This window comes from Pseudomonas argentinensis, assembly GCF_001839655.2.
GTDB lineage: Bacteria > Pseudomonadota > Gammaproteobacteria > Pseudomonadales > Pseudomonadaceae > Aquipseudomonas > Aquipseudomonas argentinensis_B.
The window spans coordinates 2,741,920-2,762,832 of the sequence record NZ_CP056087.1 but is presented as its reverse complement, the minus strand read 5'-3'; the positions used below and the strand labels follow the sequence as shown (position 1 = coordinate 2,762,832).

Annotated in this window: 2 protein-coding genes (1 of these 2 only partly in view); both read right to left on the bottom strand. The window is 66.4% G+C overall.

What is annotated here, in order from left to right; translation table 11 throughout:
* Positions 1 to 11,257, bottom strand: the 5' portion of a protein-coding gene (locus SA190iCDA_RS12210) for a non-ribosomal peptide synthase/polyketide synthase (protein ID WP_236100849.1). The gene continues 4,742 nt to the left of window position 1, outside the view; 11,257 of the gene's 15,999 nt are visible here — the first part of the coding sequence; its start codon is at positions 11,255 to 11,257; its stop codon lies off the left edge, out of view.
* Complete coding sequence (locus tag SA190iCDA_RS12205) at positions 11,254 to 20,913, bottom strand: non-ribosomal peptide synthetase (RefSeq protein ID WP_070888205.1); 9,660 nt, start codon at positions 20,911 to 20,913, stop codon at positions 11,254 to 11,256. Before SA190iCDA_RS12205 ends, SA190iCDA_RS12210 begins: the two co-directional genes overlap by 4 nt.

Here is a 20,913-nt window from a genome sequence, read left to right as displayed (position 1 = left end):
GCACGGCGAACTCGTCGAGCAGCACCTGGATCGACCAGCCATCAGCGATGATGTGATGCAGGCAGAGCACCAGCACGTGCTGCTGCGGCCCCAGTTCGATCAGCGCCACACGCCAGGGCGGGCTCTGTTCGAGGTCGAAGGGGCGCCGATTGAAGGTATCGACCTGCTGTCGCAGCTGCGCCTGGTCCTGCGCCCGCAGTCGCTCGATGCCGGCCGAAATCGGCTGCTGCACGCATTGCAAAGGCTCACCCTCGTCGCCGCTGGCGAAGGTGGTGCGCAGGCTTTCATGGCGCTGGGCCAGTGTGTCGAAGCTGCCTTGCAGGGCCTGGATATCCAACTCACCCGTCAGGCGCACGGCACAAGGCAGGTGGTAGGCCAGGCTGTCGGGCTCCAGTTGGGCAAGGAACCACAGGCGCTGCTGAGCGAAGGACTGTGGGCTGCGCGCTGCACGCTGGCGAGCCTGCAGGCCGACACCAAGTACGGCATCGGCCACCGCTAGCTGCCGGGCCTGATCACTGAGGGTGCTGGCCTCGAAAGCCGCGCGTAGCGGCAGCTCACGCTGCAGTTGGCGACGAATCTGCGACACCAGTTGCATAGCCAGCAGCGAATGACCGCCAAGGACGAAGAAATCATCCTCACGCCCTACCCGTTCTACACCCAACAGTTCCTGCCAGATGTTTGCGAGCTGGCTTTCCAGCCCAGGGCGCGGCGCCTGGTAATCGCGCTGAACGCGCTGCGGCTCGGGCAGCGCCTTGCGTTCCAGCTTGCCGTTGGGCGACAGCGGCAGGCGTTCGAGCTGCACGAAGTAACTCGGCACCATGAACTCGGGCAGGCGCCGTTTCAACCGCGCCCGCAGCTCAACCTCGTCGTAATCGCTGCCGACCACATAGGCCACCAGCTGTTGATCACGTACCAGCACCACCGCCTCACGCAGCGCCGGATGTTCCAGCAGCGCCGCTTCGATCTCGCCCAGCTCGATACGCAAGCCGCGCAACTTCACCTGGTGGTCGATACGACCCAGGTATTCCAGCACGCCCGCTTCGGTCCAGCGCGCCAGGTCGCCGCTGCGGTACAGGCGCTGGCCGTCGCCGAAGGGGCTGGCGACGAAGCGTTCGGCGGTCAGACCAGGACGACGGTGATAACCGCGCGCCAGGCCGACGCCGCCGATATACAGTTCCCCAGCCACACCAATCGGTTGCCGGTTGAGGCGTTCGTCGAGGATATGGATCTGCAGGTTGGCGATCGGCCGGCCAATCGGCACGCTGCGCCGCTCCTGGCCGCTGCAGTGCCAGTGGGTCACATCGATGGCCGCTTCGGTCGGGCCATACAGGTTGTACAGCTCGGCCTGGGGCAAGAGTTGCCGCGTGCTGCAGGCCAGTTCCGCCGGCAGCGCTTCCCCGCTGCAGACGATACGTCGCAGGCTTTCGCAGCCGTGCAAGTCACCATGACCGACAAAGGCCGCCAGCATCGAGGGCACGAAGTGCAAGGTGCTAATTTTTTCACGCTCGATCAGCTCGACCAGTTTGGCCGGGTCGCGGTGATCGCCCGGCTGCGCCATGACCAGGCGTGCGCCCGTGATCAGTGGCCAGAAGAATTCCCACACCGACACGTCGAAGCTGAACGGGGTCTTCTGCAGCACCCGATCTTCAGCCGTGAGCTGGTAAGCCTCCTGCATCCAGGCCAGGCGGTTGTGCAGCGCCGCATGACTGTTGCCTGCCCCTTTGGGCTTGCCGGTGGAGCCGGAGGTGTAGATCAGGTAGGCCAGTTGCTCGGGGTGAATCGCCACCTCGGGCGCGGTCTGCGGCTCTTGAGAAAGATCCAGATGATCGAGATTGAGCATCTGCACGCCCGCCACTTGAGGCAGGCTGTCGATCACCGCGTCATGGCTCAGCAACAGGCTGACGCCGGCATCATCGAGCATGTAGCGCAGCCGCTCGGCCGGGTATTCCGGGTCCATCGGCACATAAGCGCCGCCGGCCTTGAGGATGGCGTACAGCGCCACCACCATCTCCACCGAACGCAGCGCCGCCACACCCACCAGGCTGTCGCGGCTCACGCCGAGCTTTTGCAGATGGTGAGCCAGCTGGTTGGCGCGCAGGTCCAGTTCGACATAGCTCAGACGCTGCTCGCCGAACACCAGGGCGATGGCCTGCGGCTGCGCCTGCACACGGCGTTCGAACTGACGATGCACCGGCTCCACCGCGCCGTAATCGACGCAGGTGGCGTTGAAGCTCGTCAGCGCCAGGCGATCCTGGTCATCGTCCAGACGGTGCTCGCCGATGGCCAACTGCGGTTGTTCCAGCAACTGCTCCAGTAGACGGATAAAGCGCTGATGCAGACGCTCCACCGTGGCCGCCTCGAACAGATCCAGGGCGTAGTTCCAGTTGCCGCTGAACTGGCCGTGGCGATCTTCCTGGGTATTGAGCGCCAGGTCGAACTGGCTGCCGCCATCGGCCAGGCTCAGCACTTCGGCGTGCAGATCCTGCAGCTGCCCCAACGCCTCATGACGCACCTGCTGATGGTCATAGGCCACCTGGAACAGCGGGTTGTGGCTGAGACTACGCTCGGGCTGCAACGCCTCAACCAGTTGCTCGAAGGGCAGTTCCTGATGCGCCTGGGCGTCCAGGCTGGTGCGCCTTATCTGCTCGACCAAGGCCGTGAAGCTCTGCTGCGGAACAATCTCGCTGCGCAGCACCTGAGTATTGACGAACAATCCAATCAACCCCTCGACCTCGGTACGTGTACGCCCGGCGATAGGCACGCCGACACGCAGGTCACGCTGACCGCTCATTCGGTGCAGCAGCACCTTGTAGGCGCCCAGCAACACCATGAAGGGCGTCGCATTCTGCGCCTGGGCCAAATCGCGCAGGCGCTCGCCCAAGGTCGCACCGAGACGGAAATGCACCCGCCCACCGCGAAAACTCTGCCGCGCCGGTCGCGGATGGTCGCAAGGCAGTTCCAGCAGCGGCTGCTCGTCGCCCAGCTGCTCGCGCCAGTAGGCCAGTTGCCGCGCGCCTTCACCGCCTGCCAGCCACTCACGCTGCCAGGTCGCGTAATCGGCGTACTGCACGACCAGTGCCGGCAGTGCAGCCGCCACGCCAGCGCGGGCGGCGTTGTACAGGGCGGCGAATTCGGCCAGCAGAATCTGCACGGACCAGCCATCGGACAGCAGGTGATGCAGGCACAGCAGCAGGCGCTGCTCGCCCGGCTCCAGGGTCACCAGGGCAACACGCCATGGCGGCGACTGCCGCAAATCGAAAGGCTTTTCCATGAACGCGCGCGCCAGGGTCTGGAAGGCATGCTCGCCCCTGGCCTGGAGACTCTCCAGATTCACCGACGCCTGCGGCTGTATGCATTGCAGCGGCTTGCCCTCGGCGTCCTGGGTGAAGGTGGTACGCAGAATCCAGTGACGCTCGGCCAGGGCTTCGAAGGCCCGCTGCAGTGCCTGCCGGTCCACTTCACCACGCAGGCGCAACACGCCCGGCAGGTGATAGGCATTGCTGCTCGGCTCCAGTTGTTGGAGGAACCACAGGCGCTGCTGGGCGTAGGATTGCGGCGCCTGCGCCCGCTCGCCTCTGGCCTGCAGAGGCCGGTTGACGGTCTGAGCGGCCTGCTTCAGCTGCCTGGCCAGATCGCTGAGCAGCGGCGCCTCGAACACGGCGCGTAGCGGCAGATCCAGCCCGTGCGCATGGCGCAGGCGGGAGATCAGTTGCGTCGCCAGCAGCGAGTGACCACCCAGTTCGAAGAAATGATCCTCACGGCCGATGCGCGGCTGCTCCAGCAATTCGCTCCACAGCTCGACCAGCAGCCGTTCCTGCTCGGTGCGCGGCGCCTGGTAACCCCCCGCCTCCACCTGCGGTTCCGGCAGGCTCTGCCGATCCAGCTTGCCGTTAGGCAGCAGCGGCAAACGCTCCAGCGCCAGGATATGGCTCGGCACCATATGCGCCGGCAGGCGCTGCTTGAGCTGCGCTTTCAACTCGCTTTCGCTCAAACCCTGGCCGCTGACGTAGCCCACCAAACGCTTACCGACGGCACTGTCCTTGACCACCACCAGCGCTTCACCCACACCGGCGCAGGCTTTCAGCGCCGCTTCGACTTCGCCGATCTCGATGCGGAAGCCACGCAGCTTGATCTGCTGATCCAGCCGGCCCAGGTATTCCAGCTGGCCGTCAGCGCCCAGGCGCACGCGGTCGCCGGTGCGGTACAGACGCTCACCGGGGCGGTACGGATTGGGCACGAAGCGCTCGGCGGTAGCACCTGGTCGATCTAGATAACCCCGCGCCAGCAGCCCGCCCAGGTACAGCTCGCCGGACACACCGACCGGCAACAGGTTGAGGTCGGCATCCAGCACATAGCCCTGACGCGCCCCGACCCGGTCGCCAATCGGCGCGTAAGCGGTAGTGAAATCGGCCGTGGCCGCCGGTGCTCGCCACAGGGTTGGGGTGACCACGGTTTCGGTCGGTCCGTAGCCGTTGATGATCCATTGCGGTTGCAGGCTGCGGATCACCTGCTGCAACAGCTCGCGACTGAAGGCTTCACCGGCGAAGCAGTAGGTTTTCACCCCAGGGGCTCGACCGCATTGCTCGGCCCATTCGGCCAACTGACGCAGGTAGCTGGGCGGCAAGGCCACCACGCTGATGCCTTCTGCGATCAGGCAGTCATAGGTCTGCTGCACGCTCCACAGTTGCTGGTCGCGGATCACCACCCGCGCGCCATGGCTCAGTGGTGTGAGCCAGCGCTCATGGGCGCCGTCGAAGCTGACCGAGAGGAAATGCAGCTCGCGATCCTCGGCCGTCAGTTCGTAACGCTCGCCAATGGCCTGGCAATGCAGGGCGATCGCACCATGGGCCACCGCCACACCCTTGGGCTTGCCGGTGGAGCCGGAGGTGTAGATCAGATAGGCCAGTTGCTCGGGGTGGATACTCACCTCAGGCGCTTCTGACGATTCGCCGCTCAGCTCCTGCTGATCGAGGTCGAGCACCTCGATACCCGCCACCTCGGGCAGGCGTGGCAGGGCCGCCTGGTGGCTCAGCAGCAGCTTCACCCCGGCATCTTCGAGCATGTAGCGCAGGCGCTCACCGGGGTAGTCCGGGTCCAACGGCACATAGGCACCGCCGGCCTTGAGCACCGCCAGCAGGGCGACGAACAGTTCGATGCCGCGCTCCAGCGCCACGCCGACGCGCACTTCGGCACCAACGCCATGGGCGATCAGTTGATGGGCCAGGCGATTGGCGCGGACTTCCAGCTCGGCGAAGCTCAGGCGCTGCTGGCCATGCACCAGGGCAATGGCCGTCGGGCGCAGACGCACCTGTTCAGAGATGCGCCCTGGCAACAACTGAGTGCTGTTCGGAACTGGCGTTGGGTCGTTCCAGGCCTCGACTTCGGCCACCTCGGCTTCGCCCAGCAAGGGCAGTTCACCGATGCAGCGCTGCGCATCGGCGCACAGGGCTCGCAGCAATCGCTCGAACTGGCGACCCATGCCGGCGATCTGCCGATCGTTGAAATGCGCGCGCTGATAATGCCAGTGCACCTGCAGCTCGTTACCGGCCATCACCGCCAGGCTCAGCGGATAATGGGTCTGCTCGTGCGCCTGCAGATTGGTGAAGCGCAGGCCATCGCCCTGCCCCTGAAGCACCTGATCCACCGGATAATTCTCGAACACCAGCAGGGTGTCGAACAGCTCGCGCCCGGCGTGGCCGGCCAGTTGTTGCAGGCGGAACAGCGGCACCTGCTCGTGCTCGCGCAGCGCCAGGTTGTGCGCCTGCAGCGCTTCGAGCCAGTCACCGACAGGCTCATGAGGCTGCGGGGCCTGCACCACCGGCAGGGTATTGATGAACAGGCCAAGCATGTGTTCGATGCCCGCCACAGTCGCCGACCGCCCCGCTACGGTGGCACCGAAGGCCACCTGGCGGCGCCCGCAATAACGCTGCAGGAGCAGCGTCCAGGTCGCCTGGATCAGGGTATTGAGGGTGATGCGTCGAGCCTTGGCGAAGGCTTCGAGTTCAGCACGCGGCAGGTTCAGGACATGCACGCCGCTGCCACTGGTAGGCAGCTCGCTGTGCAGACTGCCGGTCAGTAACGTCGGCTCATCGAAGCCCTGCAGCTGCTCACGCCAGAACGCCTCGCTGACAGCAAGATCCTGCCGTTGCAGCCAGGCCAGGTAATCCGGGTAATGCCCGACCTCGTGCGCGCCGCCCTCGCCGCGCGTGTCCTGCAGTACCTGCGCCAGCAGCGCGGCACTGCTCCAGCCGTCGAGCAGAATATGGTGCAGGGTCCAGATCAATTGATGACGCCCCTCGCCCAGGCGTACCAGCACCAGGCGCATGAGCGGCGGCCGCGTCAGGTCGAATGGCGTCTCGCGCTCCTCGCGCAGCAGTGCCTGAAGATCGAGGTCGCTTCCATCCAGTTCGCGAATCGTCAGATGCGTCTCGCGCTGCACCAGCTGCACCGCCTGTTGATCGGCGCCCAGGCGCAAAAACGCCCCGCGCAGCAGCGGATGGCGCTGCAGCGCAACCGCCCAGGCCGCCTTGAAACGCGCCACCGGCAAGCCCTCGACCTCCAGGCTGAGCTGATTGACGTAGGCACCATCGGCCACCTGCAGTTCGCTGTGGAACAACAGCCCCTGCTGCATCGGTGTCAGCGGATAGATAGCCTCGATCTGCCGGGCCGGCAGCGGCAGGCTGTCGAGATCGACCTGGCTGAGCGGCACGAAGGGGAAATCGCTGGGAGTGACAGCAGCCTGCGTGCGGCAGTGCTGCACCAGCTCGACGAGCGCGCAGCGGTACGCCTCGAGCAGTTCGACGATGCGCTCGCGCTCGAAACGCTCATGGCTGAAGGTGCAGGTGAACTGCAGGCAGCCGCCCGTGACGCGACCGTCCAGAGCAAGGGCACAGGTCAGCGGTGCGCTGGCGTCGCGTTGCGCGCCGGACGCTTCCTCAGCCAGGTCGAACAACTGCCCGCTGGTCTGCATGCGGCCCAGGTAGTTGAACAGCAGCGCATCATCCAGCGCCGGCAGGTCCTCGCCCTGCAGGTATTTCAGCAGGCCGTAACCGATGCCGCCGCGCGGTACCTGGCGCAGGTTCTCCTTGGTGCCCTTGAGGGTCGCATCCCAGTCATCACCAGCCTGCAGCAGCAGCGGGTAGAGGCTGGTGAACCAGCCCAGAGTCTGGCTCAGGTCCAGCTCCTCGAACAGCGCTTCGCGGCCATGGCCTTCGAGGGCGATCAGGGTTTGCGCCTGCCCGTTCCAGTCACGCAAGGCAAGGGCCAGTGCACTGAGCAGCAGGTCGTTGATCTGCGTGCGGTACGCCGCCGGGGCCTGTGTCAGCAGTGCCTCGGAGGAGGCAGGGTCGAGCTGCACCTCCAAACGTTCAGCGCAGGCCGTCAGGTTGCGCCCTTGCGGGTGGTCGCAGGGCAGCCCGCGATCAGCCGGCAGCGCCTGCCAGTAGCCACGTTCGCCGGCCACTTCGGGGCTGGACGCATAGGCCGACAGGCGCTCGCTCCAACTCTGCCAGGCACTGCTCTTGCGCCCCAGATCGGCAGCGGCGCCCACGCCCAGTTGCGCGTAGGCACGCTGCAGGTCATCGAGCAGGATGCGCCAGGAAACGCCATCGATCACCAGGTGGTGAACCACCAGCAACAGACGCTCGCCGCCTTCGTGCAACTGCACCAGCACGGCGCGCAACAATGGGCCATGGCTCAGATCGAGGCTGGCCTGCACCTCATCGCACAGCGCACTCAGCTCGGCCAGGCTGCAGCGCTCGACGCGCAGTTCGAGCGTTTCGGCCTCGGCCGCATAGCGCTGACGCCAGCTGTCGCCCTGCTGCTGAAAACGCAGGCGCAAGGCGTCGTGTTGCTCCAGCACGGCCTGCAGGGCAGCGTGGAGGCGCTGTGGCTGCAGCGGCTCGCGTGCACTGAGCAGCACGGACTGATTCCAGTGCTGGCGATTGTCCATCGGCTGGGCGAAGAACCAGTGCTGGATCGGCGTCAGCGGGATGTCGCGCTGACTGTCGATGATGCATCCCGACGTCTCGGCGCTGCGGGTTGCGACCTGAGCCAGCTCGGCGATGCTCTGACGCTCGAACAGCTGCCGTGGCGTCAGCTCGATACCCTGACGGCGGGCACGGGCAATGATCTGCAAGCTGAGAATGGAGTCGCCACCCAGCTCGAAGAAGTTGTCGTCGCGCCCTACCCGTTCTACACACAGCAATTCCTGCCAGATGGCCGCCAACTGGCTTTCCAGTCCAGGGCGCGGCGCCTGGTAATCGCGCTGGATGCGTTGCGGCTCCGGCAGCCCCTTGCGTTCCAGCTTGCCGTTGGGCGACAGCGGCAGACGCTCGAGCTGCACGAAGTAACTCGGCACCATGAACTCGGGCAGGCGCTGTTTAAGCTGGGCGTGCAGTGCCTCTTCCTCGAACGCATCGCCGACCACGTAGGCCACCAGCTGTGGGCTACCCGCTACCTCGCGCACCAGCACCACCGCCTCACGCAGCGCCGGATGTTCCAGCAGCGCCGCTTCGATCTCGCCCAGCTCGATACGCAAGCCGCGCAACTTCACCTGATGGTCGATACGACCCAGGTACTCCAGCACGCCCGCTTCGGTCCAGCGCGCCAGGTCGCCGCTGCGGTACAGGCGCTGGCCGTCGCCGAAGGGACTGGCGACGAAACGCTCGGCGGTCAGACCGGGACGACGGTGATAACCGCGCGCCAGGCCGACGCCGCCGATATACAGTTCCCCAGCCACACCAATCGGTTGCCGGTTGAGGCGTTCGTCGAGGATATGGATCTGCAGGTTGGCGATCGGCCGGCCAATCGGCACGCTGCGCCGCTCCTGGCCGCTGCAGTGCCAGTGGGTCACATCGATGGCCGCTTCGGTCGGGCCATACAGGTTGTACAGCTCGGCCTGGGGCAAGAGTTGCCGCGTGCTGCAGGCCAGTTCCGCCGGCAGCGCTTCCCCGCTGCAGACGATACGTCGCAGGCTTTCGCAGCCGTGCAAGTCACCATGACCGACAAAGGCCGCCAGCATCGAGGGCACGAAGTGCAAGGTGCTAATTTTTTCACGCTCGATCAGCTCGACCAGTTTGGCCGGGTCGCGGTGATCGCCCGGCTGCGCCATGACCAGGCGTGCGCCCGTGATCAGTGGCCAGAAGAATTCCCACACCGACACGTCGAAGCTGAACGGGGTCTTCTGCAGCACCCGATCTTCAGCCGTGAGCTGGTAAGCCTCCTGCATCCAGGCCAGGCGGTTGTGCAGCGCCGCATGACTGTTGCCTGCCCCTTTGGGCTTGCCGGTGGAGCCGGAGGTGTAGATCAGGTAGGCCAGTTGCTCCGGGTGAATATTCGCCTCGGGCGAGGTATGCGGCTCGCCGCTCACATCCAGATGATCGAGGTTGAGCACCTGCACACCGCCCACCTGCGGCAGGCTGTCGATCACCGCATCGTGGCTTAGCAGCAGGCTGACGCCGGCATCATCGAGCATGTAGCGCAGCCGCTCGGCCGGGTATTCCGGGTCCATCGGCACATAGGCGCCGCCGGCCTTGAGGATGGCGTACAGCGCCACCACCATCTCCACCGAACGCAGCGCCGCCACACCCACCAGGCTGTCGCGGCTCACGCCGAGCTTTTGCAGATGGTGAGCCAGCTGGTTGGCGCGCAGGTCCAGTTCGACATAGCTCAGACGCTGCTCGCCGAACACCAGGGCGATGGCCTGCGGCTGCGCCTGCACACGGCGTTCGAACTGACGATGCACCGGCTCGACCGCGCCGTAATCGACACGGGTGGCGTTGAAGCTCGTCAGTGCCAGGCGATCCTGATCATCGTCCAGGCGGTGCTCGCCAATGGCCAGTTGCGGCTGCGCCAGCAACTGCTCCAGCAGGCGAATGAAGCGCTGGTGCAGACGCTCGACCGTCGCCGCCTCGAACAGATCCAGGGCGTAATTCCAGTTGCCGGCCAGCTCCTCACCCGGGCCTTCCCAGGTATGCAGCGCCAGGTCGAACTGGGCGCTGCCGCTGTCCAGGGCAATCAGCTCCGCGTGCAGATCGGCCGTCAGTTGCAGGCTGTCCTGCGGGCGCTGCTGGTGGTTGTACAGCACCTGGAACAGCGGGTTGTGGCTGAGGCTGCGCTCGGGCTGCAATGCCTCGACCAGTTGCTCGAAGGGCAGCGCCTGATTCGCCTGGGCACCCTGCGCCGTGCGCAGCACCTGCTCCAGCAACTGGTTGAAACTCTGCTCGCCACTCAGTTCGCTGCGCAGCACCTGGGTATTGACGAAGAAGCCGATCAGCCCCTGGGTTTCGCTCTGCGTACGCCCGGCGATGGGCACGCCGACACGCAGGTCGCGCTGGCCGCTCAGGCGATGCAGCAACACCTTGTAGGCCGCCAACAGCACGGTGAACGGCGTGCAGCCCTGTTGCCGCGCCAGCTCGCGCACGCGCGCGGCAAGCGCGGGCTCCACGCGAAAGGCCAGGCGCGCGCCACGAAAGCTCTGCTGCGCCGGGCGCGAATGATCGCAAGGCAGCTCCAACAGCGGCTGCTCGTCGCCCAGTTGCTCACGCCAGTAGGCCAGTTGCCGCCCACCTTCGCCGGCATCCAGGCAGGCGCGCTGCCATAGGGCGTGGTCGGCGTAGCTCAGCGGCAGCTCGGCGAGTGCGACCGGTTCGCCCTGCACGCGCGCGCGGTAGAACTGCGCCAGTTCGGTCAACAACAGCTGGATCGACCAGCCGTCTGCGATGATGTGGTGCAGACAGACCAGCAGCACATGCCTTTGCTCATCCTGGCGCAGCAAACCGATGCGCCACAACGGCGCCTGCCCGAGGTCGAACGGGCGCTGGGCGAACTCCCGCGCCAGGGCAGCAAAGTCATCGCCGTGCAGCGGTTCCAGGGTCAGTGCCGGCGCTGCTTCGATGCACTGGCGCGGGTTGCCGTCGGCATCGGCGAAGAAGCGCGTGCGCAGGCTCGGGTGACGCTGCGCCAGATCGCCGAAGGCGCCCAGCAGCGCGGCCTCGTCCAATGTCCCCTGCAATTGCAGGGCGCCCGGCAGGTGATAGGCGCTGTTACCCGGCTGCAGCTGTTCGAGGAACCACAGGCGCTGCTGCGCGTAGGATAGCACGCTGCCCTCGGCATCGGCCGCACCCGGCGGGATCGGCAGCGCCGAGGCGTCGAGCCCCTGTTCGCGCAGCTTGTCGAGGAAGGCGCGGCGCTGCTGCGGCCCCAGGCCGAGAAAGCGACGCGACAGCAGCAAGGCTTTGTCATGCAACAGATTCACTGAATTTCCTCCAGAGCGCTCATCAGGTCGTCGAGCGCGTCCAGGCGTTCATCATTGAGAGCCTGGTTTTCCAGGTTGCGGATCAGGCTGGCCATGGCGGCCACGGTGGTGGCCTCGAAGGCCTGTGCCAGCGGCACCGTGACTCCCCGTGTTTCGCGGATCAGCGCCAGCAGGCGGGTGGCGAGCAGCGAGTGGCCGCCGAGTTCGAAGAAGTGGTCGTGACGGCCGACCTGCTCCACCTTGAGCAGGTCGCGCCAGAGTTGTGCCAAATGCTGCTCCAGCTCACCCTGTGGCGCCTCGAAGCTGTGTGCCTGCACCTGTGGTGCCGGCAGCGCGCGGCGATCCAGCTTGCCGTTGGCGTTGAGCGGCAGGCGCGGCAACAGGATGATCTGCGCCGGTACCATGTAGGCTGGCAACTGCGCAGCCAGCGCCTCACGCAGCGCCTGCACCTCAACCTGCTGGCCGGCTTCGGCCACGCCATAGGCGATCAGCTGCGTACCGGCGGCGCCCTCGTGGGCGCCCACCACTGCCTGACGCAGCGGCGCACTGGCCAGCAGACAGGCCTCGATCTCGCCCAGTTCGATACGTTGGCCACGGATCTTCACCTGGAAGTCCACCCGGCCGACGTATTCGAGGTAGCCCTCGGCGTTCCAGCGCGCCAGATCGCCGCTGCGATACAGGCGCTCGCCAGGTGCGCCGAAGGGGTCGGGCACAAAGCGTTCGGCCGTCAGCCCCGGGCGCGCGGCATAGCCACGGCCCACACCGGTGCCACCGATGTACAGCTCGCCGACCACACCGCTGGGCAGCAACTCGAGGTCGCCGCCCAGCACGTACAGGCGGTTGTTGTCGGTCGGCTGGCCAATGGCGATGGGCTGTCGCCGCGGCGGAGCCGCGTCCAGACGGTACAGCGTCACGTCATCGGCGCACTCGGCCGGGCCGTAGGCGTTGATCATTGGCACCTGCGGGTAGCGGGCGAACCAGCGCGTGGCCAGCTCATGGCTCAGCGCCTCGCCGGTGGGCAACAGCCAGCGCAATGCCGGCAGCGCCACGGGCGACGCTTCGAGCATGCCGTCGATCACCGCCGGCACCGCCTCCAGCACGCTCACCCCGGTATCAGCGACGCACGCGAGCAGGGCCTGCGGGTCATGGGTGATGGCATCGGGGATGATCTCCAGCGCGCCACCGAACAGCGGCGCGGTGAGCAGCTGCCAGACCGAGATATCGAAGCCGGTGGCGGCAGTCTGGGCGATCACGTCCGCTTCGCCGAGTTGCAGATAAGGCACCTTGGCCAACTGGTTGTTGAGCATGCCGCGCTGGCTGACCATCACCCCTTTTGGCTCGCCGGTGGAGCCGGAGGTGTAGATCAGGTAGGCCAAGTGCTCGGGGCCGGCATAGCGCCCGGGATTGTCGCTGCGGCTATGCTCCAGCAGGTCTTCATAGACCAGCACGCGCGGCGGCTGCGGCAGTTCGGCGAGCATCGCCTGAACCTGCGCCAGCTGCTCGCGCGGGGTGATCAGCACCGGTGCGGCGCTGCTGGTCAGCATGCGCGCGCTGCGCGCCGGCGGATGGCGCTCGTCCAGCGCCAGGTAGGCGGCACCGGCTTTGAATGCGCCGATGATCAGGCTCAGCAGTGGCAGGTCACGGGGCGCATACAGCGCCACCACGTCATCGAACTGCACACCGCACTCGATCAGGCCGTGACCGATACGGTTGGCCCGCTCGTTGAGCTCGAGGTAGGACAGCGTCTGCCCCTGACAGCGGGCCACGGTACGGGCGCCATGCTGCTCGACCTGGGCCTCGAAGCGCGCCAAGTAACTCTGCGCATACCACTGGGGTTGCGTCTGGCCCTGCCCCAGTTGGCTCAGGGCGTCGCGCTCGCCATCGTCGAGCAGACGCAATGCGCTCAGCGGACGTTGCGGTGCCTCGCTCAACTGCAGTAGCAAACGACGGAAATGCTCGACCAGCACCTGCATGTCGGCCACGGCGAACTGCTGAGTATCGAAGCTTAGTTGCAGGGTCAAACTGGAGCCCGGCAGCAGCACCACGGTCAAGGGGTAATTGGTATGGGTACGGTTGGTCAACGGCGTGATGCGGTAGGTCTCAACGGCCTGCTGCACTTCGCCGCCGAGCGGCACGTTCTCGAATACGAACAGACTGTCGAACAGCGGCTGGCCGCGCGGGGTGTCGGCGAAGCTCTGCACCTCGGCCAGGGACAGCTGCTCATGCTGTCGCATGCCGGCATTTTGCGCCTGCAGCGCTTGCAGCAATTGCAGCCCGGTCGAGTCCGCACCCGGGAGCTGCACGCGCAGCGGCAAGGTGTTGATGAACAGCCCCAGCGCCTCCTCGATACCCTCCAGCTCGGTAGGCCTACCGGCCACGGTGACGCCGAACAGCACGTCATCACGCCCACTGTAGCGCATCAACAGCAGCGCCCAGGCAGCCTGGACGAAGGTGTTGACGGTCAACTGATGGCGCCGCGCCTGCTCGGCGAGAGCGCGGGTCTGCGCCGCGTCGAGCGCCAGGCTGACATCGCGCATACCCGCCTCGCCCTGCTGGTAGCGATAAGGCAGTGGTGTGACCGTGTCGAAGCCGGCCAGCTCGTCTTGCCAGTAGCGACGGCTGGCCGCCTCGTCCTGACGTGCGAGCCAGGCGATGAAGTCGCGATAGGGTCGCGCCGGCGGCAGTTGCAGCCTGCGCCCAAGCAGGCGAGCGCGGTACTGGGCGAAGAACTCGGCCAGCATCAGGCCCCGGCACCAGGCGTCGATCAGGACATGGTGATGGCTCTGCACGATGCGCAGATCGGCCTCGGCGAACTTCACCAGGCGCAGGCGCAGCAGCGGCGCCCGGGTGAAGTCGAAGCCAAGCTGACGCTCCTCGTCCAGGATTGCCTGCAACCTGGCCTCGGCTTCATCGCGCGGCAGCTCGCTGAAATCGAGGAACTGCACGGGCGAAGGCACCTGGCGCAGCACCAGCTGATGCGGTGTGTCGTCGAGATTGCAGAAGGCTGTGCGAAGCGCCGGGTGACGCTGCACCACCTGCTGCCAGGCATGGGTGAAGGCTTCCACATCCAGCGCACTGGCCACGGCATACTGGTCCTGCATCAGGTAGATGCCGCTGCCCCGCTCCAGCTGGCTGTGCAGGAGGATGCCCTGCTGCATCGGCGCCAGCGGGAACAGATCCTCGATCTGCTGCGGCGCATAAGGCAAGGCGTCGAGTTGCGCCTGACCGAGCGTTGCCAGAGGGAAATCGGAAGGTGTCAGGCCGCCGGCTCCGGGCGCGCAGCAATGCTCGATCAACTGCCGCAGCGCCTGGTCGTACAAACCCAGCAGACGCTCGACGGTGCTCGCCTCGAAACGCGCGCGGCTATAGGTCAGTGCCAGTTGCAGGCAACCACCACGCACCTGACCGTCGATGGCCAGGGCATTGGCCAGCGGGCCGCTGCCGTCGCGTGGCGCGCCGCTCGCTTCGTCGGCCAGACGCCAGCGTGCACTGGCCTGGTCATCGAAACGGCCCAGGTAGTTGAAGGTCAGCCCCTGGCCCGTCAGTTCCTCTAGCGGGGCCTTGGCCAGGTACTTGAGTACGCCGTAGCCGATGCCCTTGTCCGGCACCTGACGCAGCCCTTCCTTGACCAGTTTGAGGGTAGCGTTCAAGTCATCGCTGGCCTGCAGCGTCACGGGGTACAGGCTTGTGAACCAGCCCAGCGTGCGGCTCAGATCGAGCCGATCTTCCTCGCGGCCATGGCCCTCCAGGCTGATCACCGTGCGCCGGCGACCGCTCCACTGCCATAAGGCCTGGGCCAACGCCGCCAGCAGCACATCGTTGATCTGCGTGCGGTAGGCCGCTGGCACTTCGCCGAGCAGGCGCGCAGTGGAGGTAGCGTCGAGCGTCAGATGCAATTGGCCGGCATCGGCGACCTTGGCGCTGCCTTCGGGCCGTTCGCAGGGCAGACAGGCTGCGGCGGCGCTGAAACCCTGCCAGTACTCCAGTTGTGCTGCCAGCTGCGGGCTGCCCGCCAGGGTCTGCAGATGCGCCGACCATTGCTGGAAGCTGGTCGCAACGGCCGCGAGACTAATCGTCTCTCCGGCCAGTCGCTGCGCATAGGCCTGCTGCAGATCGTCGAGCAGCACGCGCCAGGACACACCATCGACCGCCAGATGGTGAACAGCCAGCATCAGGCGATTGCGCCCGTCCGGCAACTGGGCCAGTACCGCGCGCAGCAGCGGGCCGCGCTCGATATCCAGGCTGCGCTGGGCTTCGTCGCACAGCGCCGGCAGGTCATCGGCGGCGGCCACCTGACAGACCCACAGCAGCTCCTGCGCCGGCTGCGCACCACGATAGCGCTGCTGCCAGTTGCCCTGCGTGTCCTGCTGAAAACTCAGGCGCAGGCTGGCGTGATGACGCACCACGGCCTGCAGTGCCTCAGCCAGCGCACGAGCGTCGAGCGGCTCGTCCGCCGCCAGCAGCAAAGCCTGGTTCCAGTGGCCGATGCGCGCCGGAGGCTGGGCGAAGAAGCGCGCCTGGATCGGCGTCAGGGCGAAGCTGTGCGTCACCTCTGCGCTGGCACTTGCGGGTGCCACCGGCGTCTCTGCAACTACGGCGACCTGCGCCAGCTCAGCAATGCTCTGTTTCTCGAACAGTTGCTTGGGCGTCAGGCGAATGCCCTGGCGCCGCGCCCGGGCGATGATCTGCAGACTGAGGATGGAGTCGCCGCCAAGGGTGAAGAAGTTGTCGTGCCGACCGACGTGCTCGACCTTCAGCACCTGCTGCCAGAGCGCTGCCAGTTGCGTCTCGATGCCCTCGTGCGGCGCCTCGAAACCCTGCTCTGCCGCCTGCGGTTGCGGCAGCGCCTGACGATCGAGCTTGCCATTGGCGGTCAGCGGGAAGCGTTCGAGCAGCAGCACATGGCTCGGCAGCATGTAATCCGGCAGGCGCTCGGCCAGTTGTGCCTGCACCTGCGCGGGGTCGAGAGAAGACTCCTGCGCGACCGCATAGGCGAGCAACTGGCCACGTTCGTCCAGCTGCACATGGGCATCGGCGATGCCCGCCAGGCCGCGCAGCTGCGCCACGATCTCGCCGAGGGCGACGCGATAACCGCGCACCTTTACCTGATCATCGCTGCGCCCGAGAAACTCGATACGCCCGTCGGCCAGCAGGCGCGCACGGTCGCCGGTGCGATAAAGACGCTCACCCTTGGCGAAGGGATCGGGCAGGAAACTCGCCGCCGTCAGCCCCGGACGATCGAGATAACCGCGTGCCAGGCCAGGCCCACCCAGGTACAGCTCGCCGACCGCACCCTGCGGCAGCGGCGTCAGGGCCATGTCCAGCACCAGGGCGCGGACGTTGGGCAATGGCCGGCCAATCGGCACCACGCCGCCCAGTGCTGCCAGCTCGACGTCCGTGACCTCGTAAGTCAGCACGCCGACCGTGGTTTCACTGGGGCCATAGTGGTTGATCAGCCGGCACTGCGGGCGCAGACGCTTGACCTCCTTCACCAGTTCGGCCGGCAGGGCTTCGCCACCAACGATCAGAGCATGCGCAGGTATCGCCCGCTCACCTGCGCCGGCCTGCAGCAGGCCAGCCAAATGGGTGGGTACGATCTTGAGAATGCCGACCTGCTGCGTGGTCAGGTAATCCCCAAGGTTATCGGCATCGGCCACGGTTTCCGCGCTCAGCAGGTGCAGGGTACGCCCGGACAGCAGCGCGCCGAACAGCACGGTATGGCCCAGGTCGGCCGCAACGGTGGACACCATCGCCATGCTCGCCTCAGGCGCCAGAGCCAATTGTTCGAGCATGCCCTGTACGTAGTCGGCCAGCGCCCCATGGCTGATCACTGCGCCCTTGGGCTGGCCGGTGGTGCCGGAGGTGTAGATCAGATAGGCTGCCTGTAGCGGATGCACCAGCACCGTTGGCGCCTCGCTGGGCTGCTGGCGCCACGGCGCATCGGCGCTGAAGTCCAGCTTCGGGCCGGCGAAGGATTGCGCCGATACGGATTCACAGAGCAATGCCACACAGGCGCTGTCGGCCAGGACGAACGCTTGGCGCTGCGCTGGCCAGGCCGGATCGAGTGGCACGAAGGCAGCCCCGACCTTGAGCGCAGCCAGCAGGCCGATGACGAAAGACGGCGAACGCTGCAGGCACAGGGCGACGCGCTGCTCCGGCGCCACCCCTAGGGCGAGCAGATGCTGTGCCAGCTGATTGGCCTGGGCTTCCAGCGTGGCGAAACTGCAGGGCACGCCATCGTGCATCAGAGCCACGGCCTCGCCGTGCACATGCGGCTGCCACAGATCGAGCACCGTCGCAGCGGCGAACCTGCACTCGACGCCCACCACCTGCGAGGGCTGTACCGTCAGTTGCAGGCTGGCCAGCGGCGCTTGCGGCTGCGCCAGCAGTTGCTCCAGCAGCTGCTCGAAATCGGCAGCCAATGCATTGATGCGCTCGGCGTCGAACAGATCCTGGGCATAGGTGAAGGCAGCCTCGATACCCTTGGGCAAGTCGGTAATATCCAGCCCCAGGTCGAAGTGTGCGGCCTGCTCGTCGAGCTGGCGCGCGCTGAGACTTACGCCGGGTAGGGCCAGATCCTGGGCCAAGGCGAACTGCTGGGTGAACTTCACCTGGAACAGCGGGTTGTGGCTCAGGCTGCGCTGCGGCGCCAGCGCCTCGACCAGTTGCTCGAAGGGCAGCAATTGGTGATCCTGCGCGCCGAGGGCCGCTGCCCGCGCTTGGGCCACCACATCGGCGAAGCTGTGCTCGCCGCCGAACTCGCTGCGCAACACCTGGGTGTTGACGAAGAAGCCGATCAGCGCCTCGGTCTCCCGGCACACGCGCCCGGCACTGGGCACGCCGACGCGGATATCGCGCTGGCCGCTGTAACGCTGCAGTTGCACCTTGAAGGCGGCCAGCAGCAGCATGAACAGAGTGACGCCCTGATCAGCAGCGTACGCGTGCAGACGCTGGCTCAGCGCCTCATCGAGACGAATGGCATGGCGCGCACCCCGGTGGCTCTGACGCGCCGGGCGCGGATGGTCGGCAGGCAGTTGCAGCAACGGCTGCTCATCGCCCAGCTGCTGCTTCCAATAAGTCAGCTGACGCTCACCCTCGCCCGCCAGTAGCCAGCGTCGCTGCCAGATCGCATAGTCGGCGTACTGCACGGGCAGCGCCGGCAGGTTCGCCGCCTGGCCGAGTACATGGGCAGCGTAGAGCTGGGCGAACTCGCGAATCAGCACCTGGATCGACCAACCGTCGCAGATGATGTGGTGCATCACCAGCAACAGGCGATGATCGGCCTCGCCTACCCGCACCAGGGCGAGATGCCACAAGGGGCCTTGCTGCAGATCAAGCGGCAGGTTCATCCGCGCCTCGCGCAGGCGTGCCAGTGCCGCCTCCCCATCCGCCTCGCCACGTAGATCGAAACGCACCAGATCGACAGCAAAAGGCGGATCGATGCGCTGCAGCGGCACGCCGTCCTCTTCACCAGCAGAGAAGCGCGTGCGCAAGCTCTCGTGGCGACTGATCAGGTCATCGAAGCTGCGCTGCAGTGCCGCCTCGTCGAGCCGGCCCCGGAAACACAGTTCACCGCCCAGCCGGTAGGCGCTGGCATCCCCCTGCAAGCGCTCGAGAAACCACAGGCGCTGCTGCGCATAGGATTGCGCGCATTGCGCGTCACGCACCTCGCCCTGCAGTGGCGGCATCTGCCGGGCCGTACGCGGCTGCGCCGCGACCCAGGCACTGAATTCACCCAGGCGCGGCCGTTCGAACAGGCTGTCGGCCTGCAGCTCCAGCCCCAGCTCGGCGTTGAGGCGCGCCAGCACTTGCATCACGCCCACCGAGTCGCCGCCGCGCGCGAAGAAGTGGTCGCCCTCCTCCAGCACCGTGCAGCCCAGCACTTCCTGCCAGGCCTGCAGCACCTGCGGCAGCACGACATTGGCTTGCGGCAGCGGATTCGTCGTATCAGCACCTTGCAGGCGCCCCTTGTACCACTGCGCGAAGATCGCCAGGCTGCCGTTCTGCCAGCCGCTGCGACAGGCCGAGCGCTGCAGCTTGCCGCTGGTAGTGCGCGGCAAGGCGCCTGGCTCGAGCAACAGAATCAGTTGTGGCGCGAGCTGGAAGCGCTCACCCATGCCATCGGCGATGCGTTGGCAGATCATCTCGGCACTGATCAGCTTGCGCACGTTGCGGCTGACCTCCAGAGCCAGGCCAACGCCCTCCATTCCCTGCTCGTCAGTAACGGCGAACGCGGCTGTACGTCCCTGACGCAGCAGTTCGATGTCCTGCTCCAGGGCCTGCTCGATGTCCTGCGGGTAGAAATTCTGACCATTGAGAATGATCAGATCCTTCAGGCGCCCGGCGATGAACAGCTGACCCTCGCGCACCACGCCCAGGTCGCCGGTACGCAGCCAGCGCCGGCCGTCACGCTCGACGAAGGCCTCGGCAGTCGCCTCAGGGTTGCGCCAGTAACCCTGGGCGATGCTCGGCCCGGCAACCCAGATTTCGCCGACCTGATCATCCTCCAGCACCTCCAGCGTCTGCGGCTCGACGATGCGTAGCGGGTGCTGCGCATCGCTCCAGCCACAGGCCGGCAGGCGGCTACCCGCCTGGCCAGCTGTCTTGCTGGCGAACGCCTCCACCTGCGGTTCGCGCTCAGCGGCGTCGGTGCAGACATAGAGCGTCGCTTCGGCCAATCCGTAGCTCGGCGCCAGCGCCTGAGCACGAAAACCCACCTCCGCGAAACGCTGGCTGAAGGCCTGCAGAGTGTCCAACCGGATAGGCTCGGAGCCAGAAAACGCCAGACGCCAGCTACTCAGATCGAGTGTCTCCAGGCTGCTCTGTGGCACACGCTCGGCGCACAGGCGATAGGCAAAATCCGGCCCGCCGGAGAAAGTGCCCCCGTATTGGCTGATGGCCTGCAACCAGCGCGCCGGCCTGGCGAGAAAGAAGTTCGGTGCCATCAGCGTCAGGGTACCGCCGTGCAGAACCGGCAGCAGCAGCCCGGCCATCAGCCCCATGTCGTGGTACAGCGGCAGCCAGCTGACCCAGGATTCCTCCTCAATGGCCTTGAAGCCCCGGTTCATGCTGCGCTCGTTAGCGAGCAGGTTGGCGTGGCTGACCATTACCCCCTTGGGCGCACGGGTGGAACCCGAGGTGTATTGCAGGAAAGCCAGCGCATCGCTGGTAATCAAACGCGGCTGGTAGCCAGCGCGGTCGTGGGCATCGACATCCTCGATGGCGATCATCTTTGCCTCGGGCGCGAGCAGCGGCTGCAGATCCGCCTGGCAACGCTGGATCACCTCGCGCGGCGCCAGCACCACTGCGGGCTGGGCATCGAGCAGAATGCCGGTGAGGCGCTCGATATGCATCTGCCGGTTGTTCTCCGGCGGGAAGGCCGGCACCGCGATCACACCGGCGTACAGGCAACCGAAGAAGGTAGCAGCGTACTCGGCGCCACTGGGCAGCATCAGCACGCAACGCTCCCCCGCCTGACAGCCCAGGCGCTGCTGCAGCAGGCCGGCGACGGCCAGCGCCTGCTCCCGCAGTTCGCCATAAGTCGTCAATAGTGGCTCGCCCTGATCCGCCACGATATGCCGGATGGCCACTCGGCCCGGCGTGCGCTCGGCGTGATAGTCCAGAATGTCGGCAAAGTGCTGCGCCTGATCCACCAT